Here is a 16,661-nt window from a genome sequence, read left to right as displayed (position 1 = left end):
ATGATCAATCGATCAGTTGCGCATCCTTCAGCGCCCCCAGCGCCTCCAGCCAGCGTGGCTGCTGGCGGTAGTCGGTACGGGCGAAGCCCTGCCCGCGCATCCGCGCGATCCGCGGCGACGGCTTGACCTTCATCCGCTGCGCCGCGCTCAGCGCCAGCTCCGCCGCGGCCCGGTCGTTGCACACCAGGCCCATGTCGCAACCGGCGCTCAACGCCGCCTCGATGCGGCTGGCGGCATCCCCCACCACATGGGCGCCCGCCATGGACAGGTCATCACTGAAAATCACCCCTTCGAAGCCCAGCTCGCCGCGCAGGATCTCCTGCAGCCAGCGACGGGAGAAACCAGCCGGCTGGTTGTCTACCTGCGGATAGATGACATGAGCCGGCATCACCGCCGCCAATTGACCGCCCAGGCGGGTGAACGGCACCAGGTCGGCTGCGCGCAGTTGCTCCAGGCTGCGCTCATCCACCGGAATGGCGACATGGGAGTCGGCCTCGGCCCAGCCGTGCCCTGGGAAATGCTTGCCACAAGCGGCCATGCCAGCCGCGTTCATACCACGAATGAAGGCACCCGCCAGTTGCGTGGCACGCTCGGGATCACCTTCGAAGGCTCGGCTGCCAACCACCGCGCTGCGCTGGTGGTCGAGGTCCAGCACCGGGGCGAAGCTCAGGTCCAGGCCGACCGCCAGCACCTCGGTCGCCATCAGCCAGCCGCATTGCTCGGCCAAGTACTCGGCATTGGCGTTGTCGGCGATCGCGCGCATGGCCGGCAGGCGCACGAAGCCCTGGCGCAAGCGCTGAACCCGCCCACCTTCCTGGTCGACAGCGAGGATGAGGTCGGGGCGAATGGCGCGGATCGACGCGCACAACTCGCGCACCTGGCGCGGGCTGTCGATGTTGCGGGCAAAGATGATCAGGCCGGCCACTTCGGGTTGGCGCAGCAGGTGCCGGTCTTCGGCAGTCAACCATTTACCGGCGATGTCCACCATCAGGGAGCCTTGCAGGCTGACAGTCATAGCGAGTCCTTCATTGAAGATCCAGGGAGGCCCAGTGCGGGCAGGCAGCCTCGTCGATCCGCACACGGCAACCGGCCGGCACGCGATCGAACAGGTCAAGCAGGTCGGTATTGCGCAGGCGCACACAGCCATGGGACAGCGGAATACCCATAGGTTCAGTGTCGGGCGCGCCATGCAGGTAGATGTAACGGCGGAAGGTATCGACTTCACCGAGGCGGTTGATCCCCAGCTCGCAACCACTGAGCCAGAGAATACGGCTGAGTATCCAGTCGCGTCCTGGATAGCGTGCATCCAGGGCCGGCGACCAGACTTCGCCGGTCCAGCGCCGGCCACACAGGACCGCACCCTGCGGCAAGCCAGCACCAATCTTCGCACGCACTCGGTGCAGGCCACGCGGCGTGCCCCCGGAACCGTTCGTCTCACCCGCGCCGTTACGCGCCGAAGAGATCGGCAGGCGCACGCGCAACGCCCCATGATGAAAACCATAGAGACACTGGTCGGCGAGAGATATGTGCAGGAAATCGAGGTCGAGCATGGGCGCTAGCTTAGCCGAAGCGCCCTGCCCCGCCCAGTGTCAGGCCTTGGCAGGCGCGCTGTTCTTGCTGCGCGGCCGCAGTTGCGCGGTAGCCATGGCCTCGTCGGTGACCCCCGTGTCGGCCCGCATGCCCGCAGCAAGGAACGGCACCATCAGGCGCATGACCTGTTCGATCGACGTGTTGATACCAAAATCGGTTTCAGCAATTGCGCGCAGGGCCTTGATCCCGGACATGCTGAACGCTGCGGCACCCAGCATGAAGTGCACGCGCCAGAACAGCTCCAGCGGCGGGATCCGCGGGGCGGCCTCGTGGACCAGCAGCATGTAGCGGCGGAACACCTTGCCGTACATGTCTTCGAGGTAGCGGCGCAGGTGACCCTGGCTCTGGCTGAACGCCAACCCCAGCAGGCGCATGAAGATGGAAAGGTCGTTATTGCTGCGTGGCTGCACGGCCAACGCCTGCTCCACCAGCATCTCCAGCAGTTCTTCAAGCGAGGCTTTCTGCTGCGCCTGGCGGCGATCCAGCTCACGCTCGAGGCTAGCGCAGAAGGGGCCGAGGAAACGCGAGAAGACTGCCTGGATCAGGGCCTTCTTCGAACCGAAGTGATAATTCACCGCTGCCAGGTTGACCCCAGCCTTGCTGGTGATCAGCCGTAACGAGGTTTCCGCGAACCCGCGTTCCGCGAACAGCTGCTCCGCCGCATCGAGGATACGTTCGACGGTTTCCGACTGGGCCATGACTACTCCACCTGACAAACAGTTGTTTGAAACATACGTTTCAGGCCTGCCGATGTCAAGGCTCGGTGACCGGGCGGTCGCCCATTTAACCACAGCCACAACGCATTGAATGATCAGGCTTTGCGCCGGCCTTGCATGCGCGGTGCTTGCAGCTTGCCAGCTACTGTATATAATTCCAGTCACTGTATATAAAGACAGAGCCCTCGCCCATGCTGAAACTGACGCCACGCCAAGCCGAGATTCTGGCTTTCATCAAACGCTGCCTCGAAGACAACGGCTTCCCCCCGACCCGCGCGGAGATCGCCCAGAAGCTGGGCTTCAAGTCGCCCAACGCCGCCGAGGAGCACCTCAAGGCCCTGGCACGCAAGGGTGCCATCGAGATGACCCCCGGCGCTTCGCGCGGTATTCGCATCCCCGGCCTCGAAGCAAAGGTCGAGGACAACGGTCTCCCCATCATTGGCCGAGTCGCTGCCGGCGCGCCGATCCTCGCCGAACAGCACATCGAGGAGTCCTGCAACATCAACCCGGCCTTCTTCCATCCGCGTGCCGACTATCTTCTGCGTGTGCACGGCATGAGCATGAAGGATATCGGTATCTTCGACGGCGACCTGCTGGCCGTGCACACCACCCGCGAAGCCCGCAACGGCCAGGTGGTCGTGGCCCGAATCGGCGACGAAGTGACCGTCAAGCGCTTCAAGCGCGAAGGCAGCAAGGTCTGGCTGATTGCCGAAAACCCCGAATTCGCCCCCATCGAAGTCGACCTGAAGGAACAGGAGCTGGTGATCGAGGGCTTGAGCGTCGGCGTACTTCGCCGCTGAACCAGGAGGCGTCATGCAGCCGTTCATCCAAGCTCCCCTGCAAGCCCAGCTGCCGCTGTTCGAGGCTTTCCTCGCCCAGCCAGTACTGCCAGGCCTCAAGGCCAGCAAACCTTCGCGCAAGGGCAATCAGCCCGAGCTGTTCAGCGAACTGGCACTGCGCGGCGCTCCCGGGCATTGCCAGAGCCTGCTGGCCCCCGTCCTGCGTGAGCTCAGCGAGGAGGACGAAACACGCTGGCTCACGCTCATCGCGCCACCTGGCAGCCTCACTCAAGCCTGGCTGCGCGAGGCTGGCCTGAACCGTGAACGCATCCTGCTGTTGCAACCCGGTGGCAATCAGACTGCCCTGCAGCTCGCCTGCGAGGCGCTACGCCTAGGCCGCAGCCACACGGTCGTCAGCTGGCTGGGCAATGTCAACAACAGCACCCGCCAACAATTGCTGAACGCCGCTACCACCGGAAACGCGCAAAGCCTGAACATCCGCCTCGGCTGATGTTCAGGCTTTGCCTGTCAAACGCTTGCTGTCCGGGTCAGTGAAGAACCCGCGGCCCCTCGTCACGTTCGAAGTCGCCCTCGACCAGCTTGCCAGCCATCTGCACACCCACACTGAGCATGGCCTTGGCCACTTCCACATGCTGTCCTTGCAGGAATGCCTTGGCATCCTCGGAGAAATCCAGGGTTACCAGGGAACCTTCATCCTCGGCACGGCGCAACTCGATCCGGCCATCAGGCAACTCGACAATTTCTAGGAAGGACGTTGACATATAGGGCCTGCTTTTCACGAAAGGCCGTCATTGTACCAGCCATGGATGCTGTCAGCACTCACTCAGCGCATCGCGGAATCGTCTCACCAGGTCTTTCAGGCTGTGTCGCCAAGCCTCCAGCTCCTGGCGAGCAAGCACCAATGGCTCGGCCTCATCGAGATTGACGGCCTGGATCAGCGGCTGGGTGACGTCGGTCTTGGCCATTTTCTTCGCGACCGGTGGTCGGAACAATTCGGCATAAGCCGCCAGCAAGCGTGCCAGCCAGGTTTCCGATTGCCGCGCCAACTCCAGCATCTCAGCCATTTCCGGAATCGCCACGCTACGCAGTGTTTCGTCGTTGAGCAGCTGCTCGGCCTGCGCGGCCGACGCCTGGGGCAGGCGGTAGAAACCAGCGATCTCGTGGCACAACCCCAGCAAGGCGCCATACAAGTGGAACAAAGCTGCTTCACGCTCGGCCTGGACCAAGCCCTGAGCATTCATCGCCCCACTTGCCTCAGCCTTGGCCATGGATTCCAGTGCAAGGCCGGCGAAGAACAGCTTCTGATTGGTGCGCGTGTAGAGTTCCTGGGCCATTTTCGATGACCTCCCATGGGCAGCAAGGCGATAACGCAGTGTCGGGGAAAGCCTGGCCTTCCCGCAAGCACAAACGAATTGGGGCCGCCTTGCGCCCCATCGCCGGCAAGGCCGGCTCCTACAGGTTATTTACGATACTTGTAGGAGCCGGCCTTGCCGGCGATGGGCCGCGAAGCGACCCCAATACACGTGTGATCGATCAGCGCTTGTCTTCGACCTTCCATACCTTGCCGTCGAAGAACGCTTTCCAGCCGGTCGGCTTGCCGTCGACTTCGGACTGCACGTACTGCTCCTTGGTCTTGCGGCTGTAGCGAATCACCGCTGGACGGCCATCAGGGTCCTTCTGCGGCGCATCGCAGAGGAAGTGATACTTCGGATCGATCTCGTGCTTGTGCGGCACAATCTCCAGCACCAATGGCGCACGGGTCTCGCGGTTTTTCGGGAACTGGCTGGCGGCCAGGAACAACCCCGAGGCGCCATCACGCAGCACGTAGGTGTCGTCGACCTTCTCGCACTTGAGCTCCGGCATCTCCACCTTGTCCATCTTCGGTGGCGCCGCCTCGCCGCTCTTGAGCAGCTTGCGGGTGTTCTTGCAGGTCGCGTTGGTGCAGCCGAAGAACTTGCCAAAGCGGCCGGTCTTGAGCTGCATCTCGCTGCCGCACTTGTCGCACTCCAGGCTCGGCCCTTCATAGCCCTTGATGCGGTAGCTGCCCTCTTCGATCTCGTAACCTGCGCAATCCGGGTTATTACCGCAGATGTGCAGCTTGCGCTTCTCGTCGAGCAGATAGGCATCCATCGCCGTCGCGCAGATCGGGCAGCGGTGCTTGCCGCGCAGTACCAGCGACTCGGACTCACCTTCGTCGTCGGCAGCGATTTCATCGCCCGGCACCAGGTTGACGGTCGCCTTGCAGCGCTCCTTGGGTGGCAGGCTGTAGCCCGAGCAACCGAGGAACACGCCCGTGGACGCGGTGCGGATCATCATTGGCCGCCCGCACTCCTTGCAGGCAATGTTGGTCAGGGTCGGCTGGTTGGCACGCATGCCGTTTTCAGCGGACTCAGCCGTCAGCAGCTTCTTGCTGAAGTCGCCATAGAATTCGTCGAGGACGTTCTTCCAGTCACGCTCACCCTGAGCCACGTCGTCGAGGTTTTCTTCCATGCCGGCGGTGAAGCCGTAGTCCATCAGGTTGGCGAAGCTCTCGGAAAGACGCTCGGTAACGATGTCGCCCATCTTCTCGGAGTAGAAACGGCGATTGTGCAGCGTGACGTAGCCCCGGTCCTGGATGGTGGAAATGATCGCCGCGTAGGTCGATGGGCGGCCAATACCGCGCTTTTCCATTTCCTTGACCAGGCTGGCTTCGGTGAAGCGTGCCGGCGGCTTGGTGAAGTGCTGGCTGGGGTCGAGCTGGATCAGCTTGAGCGCTTCACCCTGGGCCATTTCTGGCAGCACGTCATCTTCGCCCGGCTTGCTCTGTTGTGGCAGCACACGGGTGTAACCATCGAATTTCAGAATGCGGCCCTTGGCGCGCAGCTCGAAATCGCCGGCTGCCACGGTGACGCTGGTGGACAGGTACTGCGCCGGCGGCATCTGGCAGGCCAGGAACTGGCGCCAGATCAGTTCGTACAGGCGCTCGGCATCGCGCTCCATGCCACTGAGCTTGGTTGGGTGGGTGTTGACGTCGGAAGGACGGATCGCCTCGTGCGCTTCCTGGGCGCCTTCCTTGCTGCCGTATACCATGGGGGCGTCCGGCAGGTATTGCTTGCCGAACTCGCGCTCGATGTAGCTGCGCGCCATCTCCACTGCGTCGGTCGACAGGTTGGTCGAGTCGGTACGCATGTAAGTGATGTAGCCCGCCTCATAGAGGCGCTGAGCCATCATCATGGTCTTCTTCACACCGAAGCCCAGGCGGTTGCTCGCGGCCTGCTGCAGCGTCGAGGTGATGAACGGCGCCGACGGCTTGCTGCTGGTCGGACGGTCTTCGCGCTTGACCACGCTGTAGCTGGACGCCTTGAGCTTCTCCAGCGCCGCCATGGCCTGGGCTTCGTTGAGCGGCTTGAAGGCTTCACCCTTCTCACGCGCCACTTCGAAACGCACCTTGGCATTCTTGGCAGTGCCCAGGTCAGCGTGGACTTCCCAGTACTCTTCCGGGTTGAACGCACGGATCTCGCGCTCACGCTCGACCACCAGCTTCACCGCCACCGACTGCACACGGCCAGCAGAGAGGCCACGGGCGATCTTGGCCCACAGCAGCGGCGAAACCATGTAGCCGACCACGCGATCGAGGAAACGACGCGCCTGCTGGGCATTGACCCGGTCGATATCGAGGTCGCCCGGCTGGGAGAAGGCCTCCTGGATGGCCTTCTTGGTGATTTCGTTGAACACCACGCGCTTGTAGCGGCTGTCGTCACCGCCGATGGCTTCGCGCAGGTGCCAGGCAATGGCTTCCCCCTCGCGATCCAAGTCGGTTGCGAGATAGATGGTGTCGGCATCCTTGGCCAGGCGGCGCAGCTCGTCGATCACCTTCTCCTTGCCGGGAAGGATCTCGTACTTGGCTTTCCAGCCAGCCTCCGGGTCGACCCCCATGCGCGCCACCAGCTGGCGTCGGGCCTTCTCCTTGGGCGACAGGGCCGGCGCCTCACCCGCGGCCTTGCCGCGCTTGGCCGCCGGTTCCTTGCTCGCGCTGGCGGAACCGCTGGTGGGGAGGTCGCGGATATGGCCGATACTCGACTTCACCACGTACTGGTTGCCCAGGTACTTGTTGATGGTCTTGGCCTTGGCCGGGGATTCCACAATGACCAGCGATTTGCCCATGGATCGGAGTATTCCTGAATCTGAAGATGAAAAACGCGTCAGGTGCCAGACGCGGCACCGCTATATATAGTGGCAAAAGAGTGAGGTCAAGCGCGGACGCTTACTCGCCTGCCTTGGCCAACAGCCCGGACAACCCTTCTTCGGCCTTGACCAAAGCAAAGCGTGGCACCTGCTCGCCGTCAACCTCGACCGACTCGAGGAACATCGAAAGGGGGCGAACCCAGAGCCCGAACTCACCGTACAGGGCCTGGTAGAACACCACCCACTCCTCGGTCTCGGAGTGGCGCGCGGCGCCGAACACACGATACTCAGGCCCTTTGTAGTGCCGGTACACACCGGGTTGTATCTGCATGTCGCTCAGCCTCTTGAACAAATCCTGTAAAAAACAAAAACCGGGGCACATGGCCCCGGCTGCTGGCTTGCAACGCGATCAGACGCGTTCGAAGACAGTGGTGATGCCTTGGCCCAGGCCGACGCACATGGTGGCAACGCCGAGCGTGCCGCCATTTTGCTTCATGACGTTGAGCAGGGTGCCGGAAATCCGCGCACCGGAGCAACCGAACGGGTGGCCCAGGGCGATGGCGCCGCCGTGCAGGTTAACCTTCTCATCCATCTTGTCGAGCACTTTCAGATCTTTCAGCACTGGCAGGGCCTGTGCGGCGAAGGCTTCGTTGAGCTCGATGAAGTCGATGTCGGCCATGGTCAGGCCGGCGCGCTTGAGGGCTTTCTGCGTCGATGGCACCGGGCCGTAGCCCATGATCGCCGGGTCGACACCCGCGACAGCCATCGAGCGGATGACCGCCAGTGGCTGGATACCCAGGTCCATGGCGCGCTGGCCGGACATGACGATCATGCACGAGGCGCCGTCGGTGATCTGCGAGGAAGTACCCGCAGTCACGGTGCCGCCTTTCGGGTTGAACGCAGGCTTGAGCGACGCCAGGCCTTCGAGGGTGGTTTCCGGGCGAATGGTTTCGTCGAAGTCGAAGACCTTCAGGAAGCCGTTCTCGTCATACCCCTGCATCGGGATGATCTCGTCCTTGAACTTGCCTTCGACCGTCGCCTTGTGGGCGAGCTGGTGCGAACGCACACCGAACAGATCCTGTTGCTCACGGGTGATGCCGTGCATCTTGCCGAGCATCTCGGCGGTGAGGCCCATCATCCCGGAGGCCTTGGCAGCGTGCAAGGACAGGTGTGGGTTGGGGTCGACGCCGTGCATCATGCTGACGTGGCCCATGTGCTCGACACCACCGATGACGAACACGTCGCCGTTGCCGGTCATGATCGCCTGGGCGGCGGTGTGCAGCGCGCTCATCGACGAGCCGCACAGGCGGCTGACGGTTTGTGCGGCGGAGGTGTGCGGGATCGGGGTCATCAACGACGCCATGCGGGCGATGTTCCAACCCTGCTCCATGGTCTGGTTGACGCAGCCCCAGATCACGTCCTCGACTTCTTTCGGGTCGATCTTGTCGTTACGCTCCAGCAGCTTGCTGATCAGGTGCGCGGACATGTCTTCGGCGCGGGTGTTGCGGTGCATGCCACCCTTGGAGCGGCCCATTGGCGTGCGACCGAAGTCGACAATCACCACGTCTCTTGGATTCAGGCTCATATCAATAATCTCGCTCTAGCTCGTTGGGCGCTCAGTTGAAGAAGCGCTGGCCGTTCTTGGCCATTTCGCGCAGCTTCGCCGTGGCGTGGTACAGCGGCCCCAGGTCGGCGTACTTGTCGGCCAGTGCGACGAATTCGGCGACCCCGATCGAATCGATGTAGCGCAGCGCGCCACCGCGGAAGGGAGGGAAACCGATGCCGTAGACCAGGCCCATGTCGGCTTCGGCGGCGGTTTCGACGATGCCGTCTTCCAGGCAGCGCACGGTTTCCAGGCACAGTGGCACCATCATCCAGTTGATGATGTCTTCGTCGCTGACTTCACGCTGTTCGAAAATGATCGGCTTGAGCACGTCGAGCACGCTGGCGTCGGCGACTTTCTTCGGTTTGCCGCGCTTGTCGGTCTCGTAGGCGTAGAAGCCCTTGCCGTTCTTCTGACCCAGGCGATTGGCCTCGTACAGGGCATCGACGGCAGAGCGGCGATCGTCCTTCATGCGGTCCGGGAAGCCTTCCGCCATCACGTCGCGACCATGGTGGCCGGTGTCGATGCCGACCACGTCCATCAGGTAGGCCGGGCCCATCGGCCAGCCGAACTTTTCCATGACCTTGTCGATGCGCACGAAGTCGACGCCCGCGCTGACCAGCTTGGCGAAACCGCCGAAGTACGGGAACAGCACGCGGTTGACCAGGAAGCCCGGGCAGTCGTTGACCACGATCGGGTTCTTGCCCATTTTCTTGGCGTAGGCCACGGTGGTGGCGACCGCCACTTCACTGGACTTCTCGCCACGAATGACTTCGACCAGCGGCATCATGTGCACCGGGTTGAAGAAGTGCATGCCGACGAAGTTCTCGGGGCGCTTGAGCGCCTTGGCCAGCAGGTTGATGGAGATGGTCGAAGTGTTGGAGGCGAGGATCGCGTCTTCCTTCACCTGCCCTTCCACTTCCGCCAGCACGGCCTGCTTGACCTTCGGGTTCTCGACCACGGCTTCGACGACGATGTCGACATTGCCAAAATCACCGTAGGACAGGGTCGGACGAATGGCGTTGAGCGCCTCGGCCATCTTCGCCGGGGTCAGGCGACCTTTCTCGACGCGCTTGCCGAGCAGCTTGGAGGCTTCGTTCAGGCCCAGCTGGATGGCTTCCTCACGGATGTCCTTCATCAGGATCGGGGTGCCCTTGACCGCCGACTGGTAGGCGATGCCGCCACCCATGATACCGGCGCCGAGCACGGCAGCCTGCTTCACGTCGTGAGCGATCTCGTCGTGGGCCTTGGCCTTGCGCTTGAGCTCCTGATCGTTCAGGAACAGGCCAATCAGGCTTTCGGCGACCGAGGTGCGGGCCAGCTTGGCGAAGCCAGCAGCTTCGACTTCCAGGGCCTTGTCGCGGCCGAAGTTTGCGGCCTTCTGGATGGTCTTGATGGCTTCGACCGGCGCCGGGTAGTTGGGGCCAGCCTGGCCGGCAACGAAGCCCTTGGCGGTCTCGAAGGCCATCATCTGCTCGATGGCGTTGAGCTTGAGCTTCTCGAGCTTGGGCTGGCGCTTGGCCTTGTGGTCCAGCTCGCCGCTGATGGCGCGCTTGATCAGGTCCAGGGCACCGGCCTGCAGCAGCTCAGGAGCAACTACCGCGTCGACCGCGCCGACTTTCAGCGCGTCTTCGGCGCGGTTCTCCTTACCCGCGGCAATCCACTCGATGGCGTTGTCCGAGCCGATCAGGCGCGGCAGGCGCACGGTACCACCAAAACCTGGGTAGATGCCCAGCTTGACTTCCGGCAGGCCGATCTTGGCGCTGCTGGACATGATCCGGTAGTCGGCGGCCAGGCACATCTCAAGGCCACCGCCCAGGGCGATACCGTTGATGGCGGCGACGGTTGGCACTTCGAGGTCTTCGAAGTCGCTGAAAATGCGGTTGGCTTCCAGGTTGCCGGCGACCAGTTCGGCCTCGGGCAGCTTGAAGTTGTCGACGAACTCGGTGATGTCGGCGCCGACGATGAACACGTCCTTGCCGCTGCTGACGATCACGCCCTTGACCGAAGCGTCGGCCTTGATGGCGTCCACTGCCTGACGCAGCTCGTTCAGGGTAAGGCGGTTGAACTTGTTGACGGACTCACCCTTGAGGTCGAATTTCAGTTCGACGATGCCGCTTTCAAGAGCCTTAACCGTGATGGCTTTACCTTCGTAAATCATCAACTGATCTCCACGATATGGAAGCTGAACTGTACACGCCGATCGCTGGCGCAAGGGCCGGTCTGCCGGTCCCTTGCCACAGGCACACCCGTCGGCGCGCTAATCGGGATTCTGTAAGAGCCGTCTGACATACAAACGCTCAATTCATACGCCCGTTTGATTCGGGTGTGCACACATTCTCCGAAATGAACGAAGTTGTCAAATGCTGGCGCACACCCTGAAAACGCGACTTTCCAGTCACTTTCTGCTGGCTGCGGGTGAAACATGATGACGGTGATCGCCGATCATTCATGTCAGCGATAAGCCATCCATGACCGACGAACAGAGCATTTCCCCAAACACACCCGCCCGCGACGGCTACACTGGACCTGAACCGGCCTGCCTGGCCCATTTGTGTACAGCACAAACGACAACGGGGCGCGCACGAACATCACTGCTCGTGCGCGCCCCGTTGTCGTCATGACCGGTCAGGCGAGGATTTCGAGGGCTTGGGCAATATCCTGCAAAACAGATTTGTCACCACGCTCGCTCCAGTACAGCGCGATCATGCGGCTGTCGGCCTCGAGCTTGTAGGCGGTCGCCGGCAAAGTCTTCAACACCTCAAGGTGGCGCGGATCCGTGCAAGGCTCCCGCCACTGGTTCCACCAGACACCCGGGGTAACCTGCCAGTAGCACCAGCTGTCTTCACGCCCCTTGCGGCGCGCCCGATGGTACTGCGGGCATGGGCTGGGAGGTTCCGCTTCCAGCCAGTGCGGCCACTGCTGCGGCGCCAACTGCATGGCCAGCCCCATGCGCCGCCCCTCCAGGCGCAGGTTCATCTGCTCGCTCTGCTTGCGCGAAGGGCGCAGCCAGGCAAGCGGGCTGAGCACCACCGCAAGGATTGACACCACCAGCCATACCGTCATATCTGTAGACCTTATAAAGCGTTGCAAATGAGCGGGTTAGTCAGGATTCACGGAAGACCCGCGCGAAAGCGACCATACTTCTTCTATCGCGATTGTCAGGAGTCATGCTCATGTCCTACGAACACCTTCTGGTCGCCGTCGACCTGACCGAAGAATGCGACCCGGTGATCAAGCGCGCCAAGGCCATTGCCCTGGCCAGCGGCGCCAAGGTCTCGCTGGTGCACATCGTCGAGCCCATGGCCATGGCCTTTGGTGGCGACGTGCCAATGGACCTCTCGCAGTTGCAACAGCAGCAGTTCGACCAGGCCAAGGAGCGCATGGACCGCCTGTTCAACAAGTACCCGGATATCAACCGCGGCGATTCGCACCTGGTCTACGGCCAGCCGCGCCAGGAGATCCATCAACTGGCCAAGGATCAGAAGTGCGACCTGATCGTGGTCGGCAGCCATGGCCGTCATGGTTTGGCGCTACTGCTGGGCTCCACCGCCAATGACGTGCTGCATGGCGCGCCTTGCGATGTGCTGGCAGTACGCCTGCTGAAAAAAGAATAAACGCTGCATGACCGGCCTGTTCGCCGGCAAGCCGGCTCCTACGATATTTGCGTAGGAGCCGGCTTGCCGGCGAACAGGCCGATAACAAGGCTCAGCCTTCGAGCTCGGCCCAACGCTCTACCAGCGCATCCAGCTCACCCTGCAGCACCTCAAGCTTGGCCAGCACCGCCGACGTCTCGCCGATCGGGCGCTGATAGAAGCCCGAGGCATTGATCTCTTCCTGCACCGCGGCCATCTTCTGCTCCACCGCATCGATCTGCCCAGGCAGCGCTTCCAGCTCACGCTGCAGCTTGTAGCTGAGCTTCTTCTTGCTGGCATCGGCGGCTGGCGCGGCGGCCTGCGCAGGCGCCTGCTCCTCCACTTGTTTTTCCACCACGGCACTGTTGAGCTCGGACTTGCCGCCCTTGCTCTCGGTCACACCCAGCAGCTTCGGCGAACCACCCTGGCGGATCCAGTCCTCGTAACCACCGACGTATTCGCGCACACGCCCTTCACCTTCGAACACCAGGGTGCTGGTGACCACGTTGTCGAGGAACGCCCGGTCGTGGCTGACCATCAGCACCGTACCCTTGTAGTTCGACAACACCTCCTCGAGCAGCTCGAGGGTTTCCACGTCCAGGTCGTTGGTCGGTTCGTCCAGCACCAGCAGGTTGGCCGGCTTGCTGAACAGCTTGGCCAGCAGCAGGCGCGCACGCTCGCCACCCGACAGCGCCTTGACCGGTGTACGGGCACGCTGGGGGCTGAACAGGAAGTCGCCGAGGTAACTGAGCACGTGGCGGTTCTGGCCATCGATCTCGATGAAATCGCGACCTTCGGCCAGGTTGTCGATAACGGTCTTTTCAAGATCGAGCTGGTGGCGCATCTGGTCGAAGTAGGCGACTTCCAGCTTGGTACCGCGCTCGACCTTGCCGGACGTCGGCTCCAGGTCGCCCAGCATCAGCTTGAGCAGGGTTGTCTTGCCGGTACCGTTGGCGCCGAGCAGGCCGATACGGTCCTCGCGCTGCAGCACCATGGAGAAGTCCTTGACCAGTTTCGGGCCGTCCTTGTGCGCGAAACTGACATCCTCCAGCACCATCACCTGCTTGCCGGACTTGTCCGCCACCTCGATCAGGATGTTGGCCTTGCCCTGGCGCTCACGGCGCTCGCCGCGCTCTACGCGCAATGCCTTGAGCGCGCGCACGCGCCCTTCGTTACGGGTGCGCCGGGCCTTGATGCCCTGGCGGATCCACACTTCTTCCTGGGCCAGACGTTTGTCGAACAGCGCGTTGGCGGTCGCTTCGGCGGCCAGTTCGGCCTCCTTGTGCACCAGGAAGCTGGCGTAGTCGCCGTTCCAGTCGATCAACCCACCACGGTCCAGTTCCAGGATGCGCGTGGCCAGGTTCTGCAGGAACGAACGGTCGTGAGTGATGAACAGCACGGCACCGTTGAAACCGCTCAAGGCCTCTTCGAGCCAGGCGATGGCACCGATGTCCAGGTGGTTGGTCGGCTCGTCGAGCAGCAGCAGGTCTGGCTCGGAGACCAAGGCCTGGGCCAACAGCACACGGCGGCGCCAGCCACCGGAAAGCTCGGCGAGGGTCTTGTCGGCGGGCAACTGCAGGCGGCTCAGGGTACTTTCCACCACCTGCTGCAAACGCCAACCGTCGCGCGCCTCAAGCTCATGCTGAACATGCATCAGCTTGTCGAGGTCGTCATCGCCCTGGATGTTCTGGCTCAGGTGGTGGTACTCAGCCAGCAGCTCACCCACACCGTCCAGGCCCGCGGCCACCACGTCGAACACGCTACGCTCGTCGGCTACCGGCAGTTCCTGCGGCAACTCGCCGATCTTCAGGCCCGGAGCACGCCAGATCTCACCATCGTCAGGCTTCTGCTCGCCCTTGACCAGGCGCAGCATGCTCGACTTGCCCGTGCCGTTGCGGCCGATGATGCACACCCGCTCACCACGGGCGATCTGCCAGGACACTTTGTCCAACAGCGGCATGGCGCCGAAGGCGAGGGACACATCGCTGAATTTGAGCAGGGTCATGATCATCTCCAAAAACCGGGCGCGCATTCTACCTGACTTGCCCCCTCGCGGCATCAGGCAACATGCCGCCAGCGGCACGACGTCGGATAACAACTCGATACAAGCACAGTGCTTTCACCCGCTGCCGGCAAACGGCTAAGCTAGGCAGTAATACCCAACAGTGCTGGCTTCGCCGTCACTCTCTTATGGTTCAACTGCCCGGACGTATCATGCGCAGCCGCCTGTTACAACTTGCTTCCTGCCTGCTGCTCGCCGCCACCACCGCGAGTGCCGCACAGGCCGTCGACATCACCCAACAGCGCCAGTACTACGACGAGGCCAAGCGCGCCCTGGCAAAGGGCGACAAAGGCCCTTACCTGCGCTATGCCCAGGCACTGCGCGACTACCCGCTCACGCCTTACCTCACATACGACGAGCTTACCGCCCGCCTGAAGACCGCCAGCAACGAGGAGATCGAAGGCTTTCTCGCCGCCCACGGCGACCTCCCCCAGGCCAACTGGATGAAGCTGCGCTGGTTGCGCTGGCTGGCCGAGCGTGGTGAGTGGAACACCTTCGTCAAGTACTACGACCCCAAGCTCAACTTCACCGAACTGGACTGCCTCAACGGCCAGTACCAACTGACCCACGGCCTGCGCGCGGAAGGCTTTGCCACCGCCGACAAGCTATGGAACGTCGGCAAGTCACAACCGGCCACCTGCGACACGCTGTTCGGCATGTGGGCCGCCGAAGGCCAACTGACCGAAGCCAAGCGCTGGCAACGCTTGAAACTCGCCGCCCAGGCGCGCAACTACGGGCTGGCCAACCAGTTGGCGAAGACGCTCACCACCCTCGCCCCCCAGGGCAAGCTACTGATCGATGTGGCACAAAAACCTGAACTGCTGAACCAGCCGTCGCGCTTCACCCCCGTCAACGAGGCCATGTCCGACGTGGTCAGCCTCGGCCTGCGCCGCCTGGCCCGCCAGGATCCGGAGCAGGCCATGGCGCTGCTCGACGACTACGCCCAGCGCATGCACTTCTCTCGCGACGAGAAAGTCGCCATCGCCAACGAAATCGGCCTGACCCTCGCGCGCCGCTACGACCCACGCGCACTCGACCTGATGACCCGCTACGACCCCGAGCTGCGCGACAACACCGTCAGCGAATGGCGCCTGCGCCTGCTGTTGCGCCTGGGTCGCTGGGAAGATGCCTACGAGCTGACCAAGCGCCTGCCCCAGGACCTGGCCAGCAGCAACCGCTGGAAATACTGGCAGGCTCGCAGCCTGGAGCTGGCGCAACCGAACAACCCGCAGATCCCGTTGCTGTACAAGACCGTTGCCCGCGAACGCGACTTCTATGGCTTCCTCGCCGCCGACCGGGCACAGACCCCCTACCAGCTGAACAACAAGCCACTGGTGCTCAGCCAACAGCTGATCAACAAGGTCCGCAACACGCCTGGCGTGCGCCGTGCCCTGGAGTTCCACGCGCGTGGCCAGGTGGTCGAGGGGCGTCGCGAGTGGTACCACGTCAGCCGCCACTTCAACCGAGACGAGATGGTGGCCCAGGCACGCCTGGCCTACGAGATGCGCTGGTACTTCCCGGCCATCCGCACCATCAGCCAGGCCCAGTACTGGGATGACCTGGACATCCGCTTCCCGATGGCCCACCGCGACACCCTGGTGCGCGAAGCCAAGGTCCGCGGCCTGCATTCGAGCTGGGTGTTCGCCATCACCCGCCAGGAGAGCGCCTTCATGGAGGACGCTCGTTCCAGCGTTGGCGCCAGCGGCCTGATGCAACTGATGCCGGCCACCGCCAAAGAGACTGCGCGCAAGTTCAGCATCCCATTGGCCTCGCCGGCCCAGGTGTTCAACCCGGACAAGAACATCCAGCTCGGCGCCGCCTACCTGAGCCAGGTGCACAGCCAGTTCAACGGCAACCGCGTGCTGGCCTCGGCCGCCTACAACGCCGGCCCGGGCCGGGTACGCCAGTGGCTCAAGGGCGCCAAGCACCTGAGCTTCGACGTGTGGGTCGAGTCGATTCCATTCGACGAGACACGCCAGTACGTGCAGAACGTGCTGTCGTATTCGGTCATCTATGGGCAGAAGCTCAATTCACCGCAGCCGCTGGTGGATTGGCATGAGCGGTATTTCGACGATATGTGACCAGGCTGGC

The 16,661-nt window shown here is 62.8% G+C and carries 15 protein-coding genes; 4 read left to right on the top strand and 11 right to left on the bottom strand.

Annotated features, from left to right (window positions below; translation table 11 throughout):
- Positions 1-4: 4 nt before the first annotated feature.
- Genes nagZ through P5705_RS23660 form a run of 3 tightly spaced genes read right to left on the bottom strand, consistent with a single transcriptional unit; the run spans position 5 to position 2,288 of the window.
- Positions 5-1,003, bottom strand: a complete 999-nt coding sequence (nagZ, locus tag P5705_RS23670; protein ID WP_277463312.1) for a beta-N-acetylhexosaminidase — start codon at positions 1,001-1,003, stop codon at positions 5-7.
- Between the two features lie 22 nt (positions 1,004-1,025).
- Positions 1,026-1,550, bottom strand: coding sequence for a L,D-transpeptidase (locus P5705_RS23665; protein WP_277463306.1), 525 nt, complete (start codon positions 1,548-1,550; stop codon positions 1,026-1,028).
- Positions 1,551-1,589: 39 nt separating this feature from the next.
- Positions 1,590-2,288, bottom strand: a complete 699-nt coding sequence (locus P5705_RS23660) for a TetR/AcrR family transcriptional regulator (RefSeq protein WP_277463305.1) — start codon at positions 2,286-2,288, stop codon at positions 1,590-1,592.
- Positions 2,289-2,497: 209 nt separating this feature from the next.
- Between P5705_RS23660 and lexA the strand changes: the two genes are divergently transcribed.
- Positions 2,498-3,106, top strand: a complete 609-nt coding sequence (lexA, locus tag P5705_RS23655; RefSeq protein ID WP_277463304.1) for a transcriptional repressor LexA — start codon at positions 2,498-2,500, stop codon at positions 3,104-3,106.
- 13 nt (positions 3,107-3,119) lie between these two features.
- Positions 3,120-3,596, top strand: a complete 477-nt coding sequence (gene sulA / locus P5705_RS23650) for an SOS-induced cell division inhibitor SulA (protein ID WP_277463303.1) — start codon at positions 3,120-3,122, stop codon at positions 3,594-3,596.
- 37 nt (positions 3,597-3,633) lie between these two features.
- Here sulA and P5705_RS23645 read toward each other — a convergent pair whose 3' ends face one another.
- From P5705_RS23645 to P5705_RS23615, 7 genes are all read right to left on the bottom strand, one after another.
- Positions 3,634-3,867, bottom strand: coding sequence for a hypothetical protein (locus tag P5705_RS23645; protein WP_011534820.1), 234 nt, complete (start codon positions 3,865-3,867; stop codon positions 3,634-3,636).
- 51 nt (positions 3,868-3,918) lie between these two features.
- Complete coding sequence (locus tag P5705_RS23640; RefSeq protein ID WP_277463301.1) at positions 3,919-4,440, bottom strand: DUF6586 family protein; 522 nt, start codon at positions 4,438-4,440, stop codon at positions 3,919-3,921.
- A 199-nt stretch (positions 4,441-4,639) separates the two neighbouring features.
- A complete protein-coding gene (gene topA / locus P5705_RS23635) occupies positions 4,640-7,249 on the bottom strand; it encodes a type I DNA topoisomerase (protein WP_277463300.1) in 2,610 nt (869 codons plus the stop codon).
- A gap of 100 nt (positions 7,250-7,349) precedes the next feature.
- A complete protein-coding gene (locus tag P5705_RS23630) occupies positions 7,350-7,601 on the bottom strand; it encodes a DUF1653 domain-containing protein (RefSeq protein WP_277463299.1) in 252 nt (83 codons plus the stop codon).
- A 78-nt stretch (positions 7,602-7,679) separates the two neighbouring features.
- Positions 7,680-8,855: an acetyl-CoA C-acyltransferase FadA gene (gene fadA, locus P5705_RS23625; protein WP_011534824.1), complete on the bottom strand. Its 1,176-nt coding sequence runs from the start codon at positions 8,853-8,855 to the stop codon at positions 7,680-7,682.
- Between the two features lie 31 nt (positions 8,856-8,886).
- Positions 8,887-11,034 carry a fatty acid oxidation complex subunit alpha FadB gene (gene fadB, locus P5705_RS23620; RefSeq protein ID WP_213657658.1) on the bottom strand — a complete coding sequence of 716 codons (2,148 nt, stop codon included), beginning with the start codon at positions 11,032-11,034 and terminating at the stop codon, positions 8,887-8,889.
- A gap of 467 nt (positions 11,035-11,501) precedes the next feature.
- Entirely contained in the window at positions 11,502-11,939 is a 438-nt protein-coding gene (locus tag P5705_RS23615; RefSeq protein ID WP_277463298.1) for a hypothetical protein, read from the bottom strand.
- A 110-nt stretch (positions 11,940-12,049) separates the two neighbouring features.
- Between P5705_RS23615 and P5705_RS23610 the strand changes: the two genes are divergently transcribed.
- Positions 12,050-12,490, top strand: coding sequence for a universal stress protein (locus tag P5705_RS23610; protein ID WP_213657660.1), 441 nt, complete (start codon positions 12,050-12,052; stop codon positions 12,488-12,490).
- 91 nt (positions 12,491-12,581) lie between these two features.
- On the opposite strand, the gene P5705_RS23605 is transcribed toward P5705_RS23610, so the two are convergent.
- Positions 12,582-14,513, bottom strand: coding sequence for an ATP-binding cassette domain-containing protein (locus P5705_RS23605; protein ID WP_277463297.1), 1,932 nt, complete (start codon positions 14,511-14,513; stop codon positions 12,582-12,584).
- 209 nt (positions 14,514-14,722) lie between these two features.
- Here P5705_RS23605 and P5705_RS23600 point away from each other — a divergent pair, with 209 nt between their 5' ends.
- Positions 14,723-16,651: a transglycosylase SLT domain-containing protein gene (locus P5705_RS23600; RefSeq protein ID WP_277463296.1), complete on the top strand. Its 1,929-nt coding sequence runs from the start codon at positions 14,723-14,725 to the stop codon at positions 16,649-16,651.
- Positions 16,652-16,661 lie beyond the last annotated feature (10 nt).

Source organism: Pseudomonas entomophila, from assembly GCF_029478665.1.
Lineage (GTDB): Bacteria > Pseudomonadota > Gammaproteobacteria > Pseudomonadales > Pseudomonadaceae > Aquipseudomonas > Aquipseudomonas entomophila_F.
The sequence above is the reverse complement of the archived record's forward strand: the minus strand, read 5'-3'. Positions and strand labels throughout refer to the sequence as shown.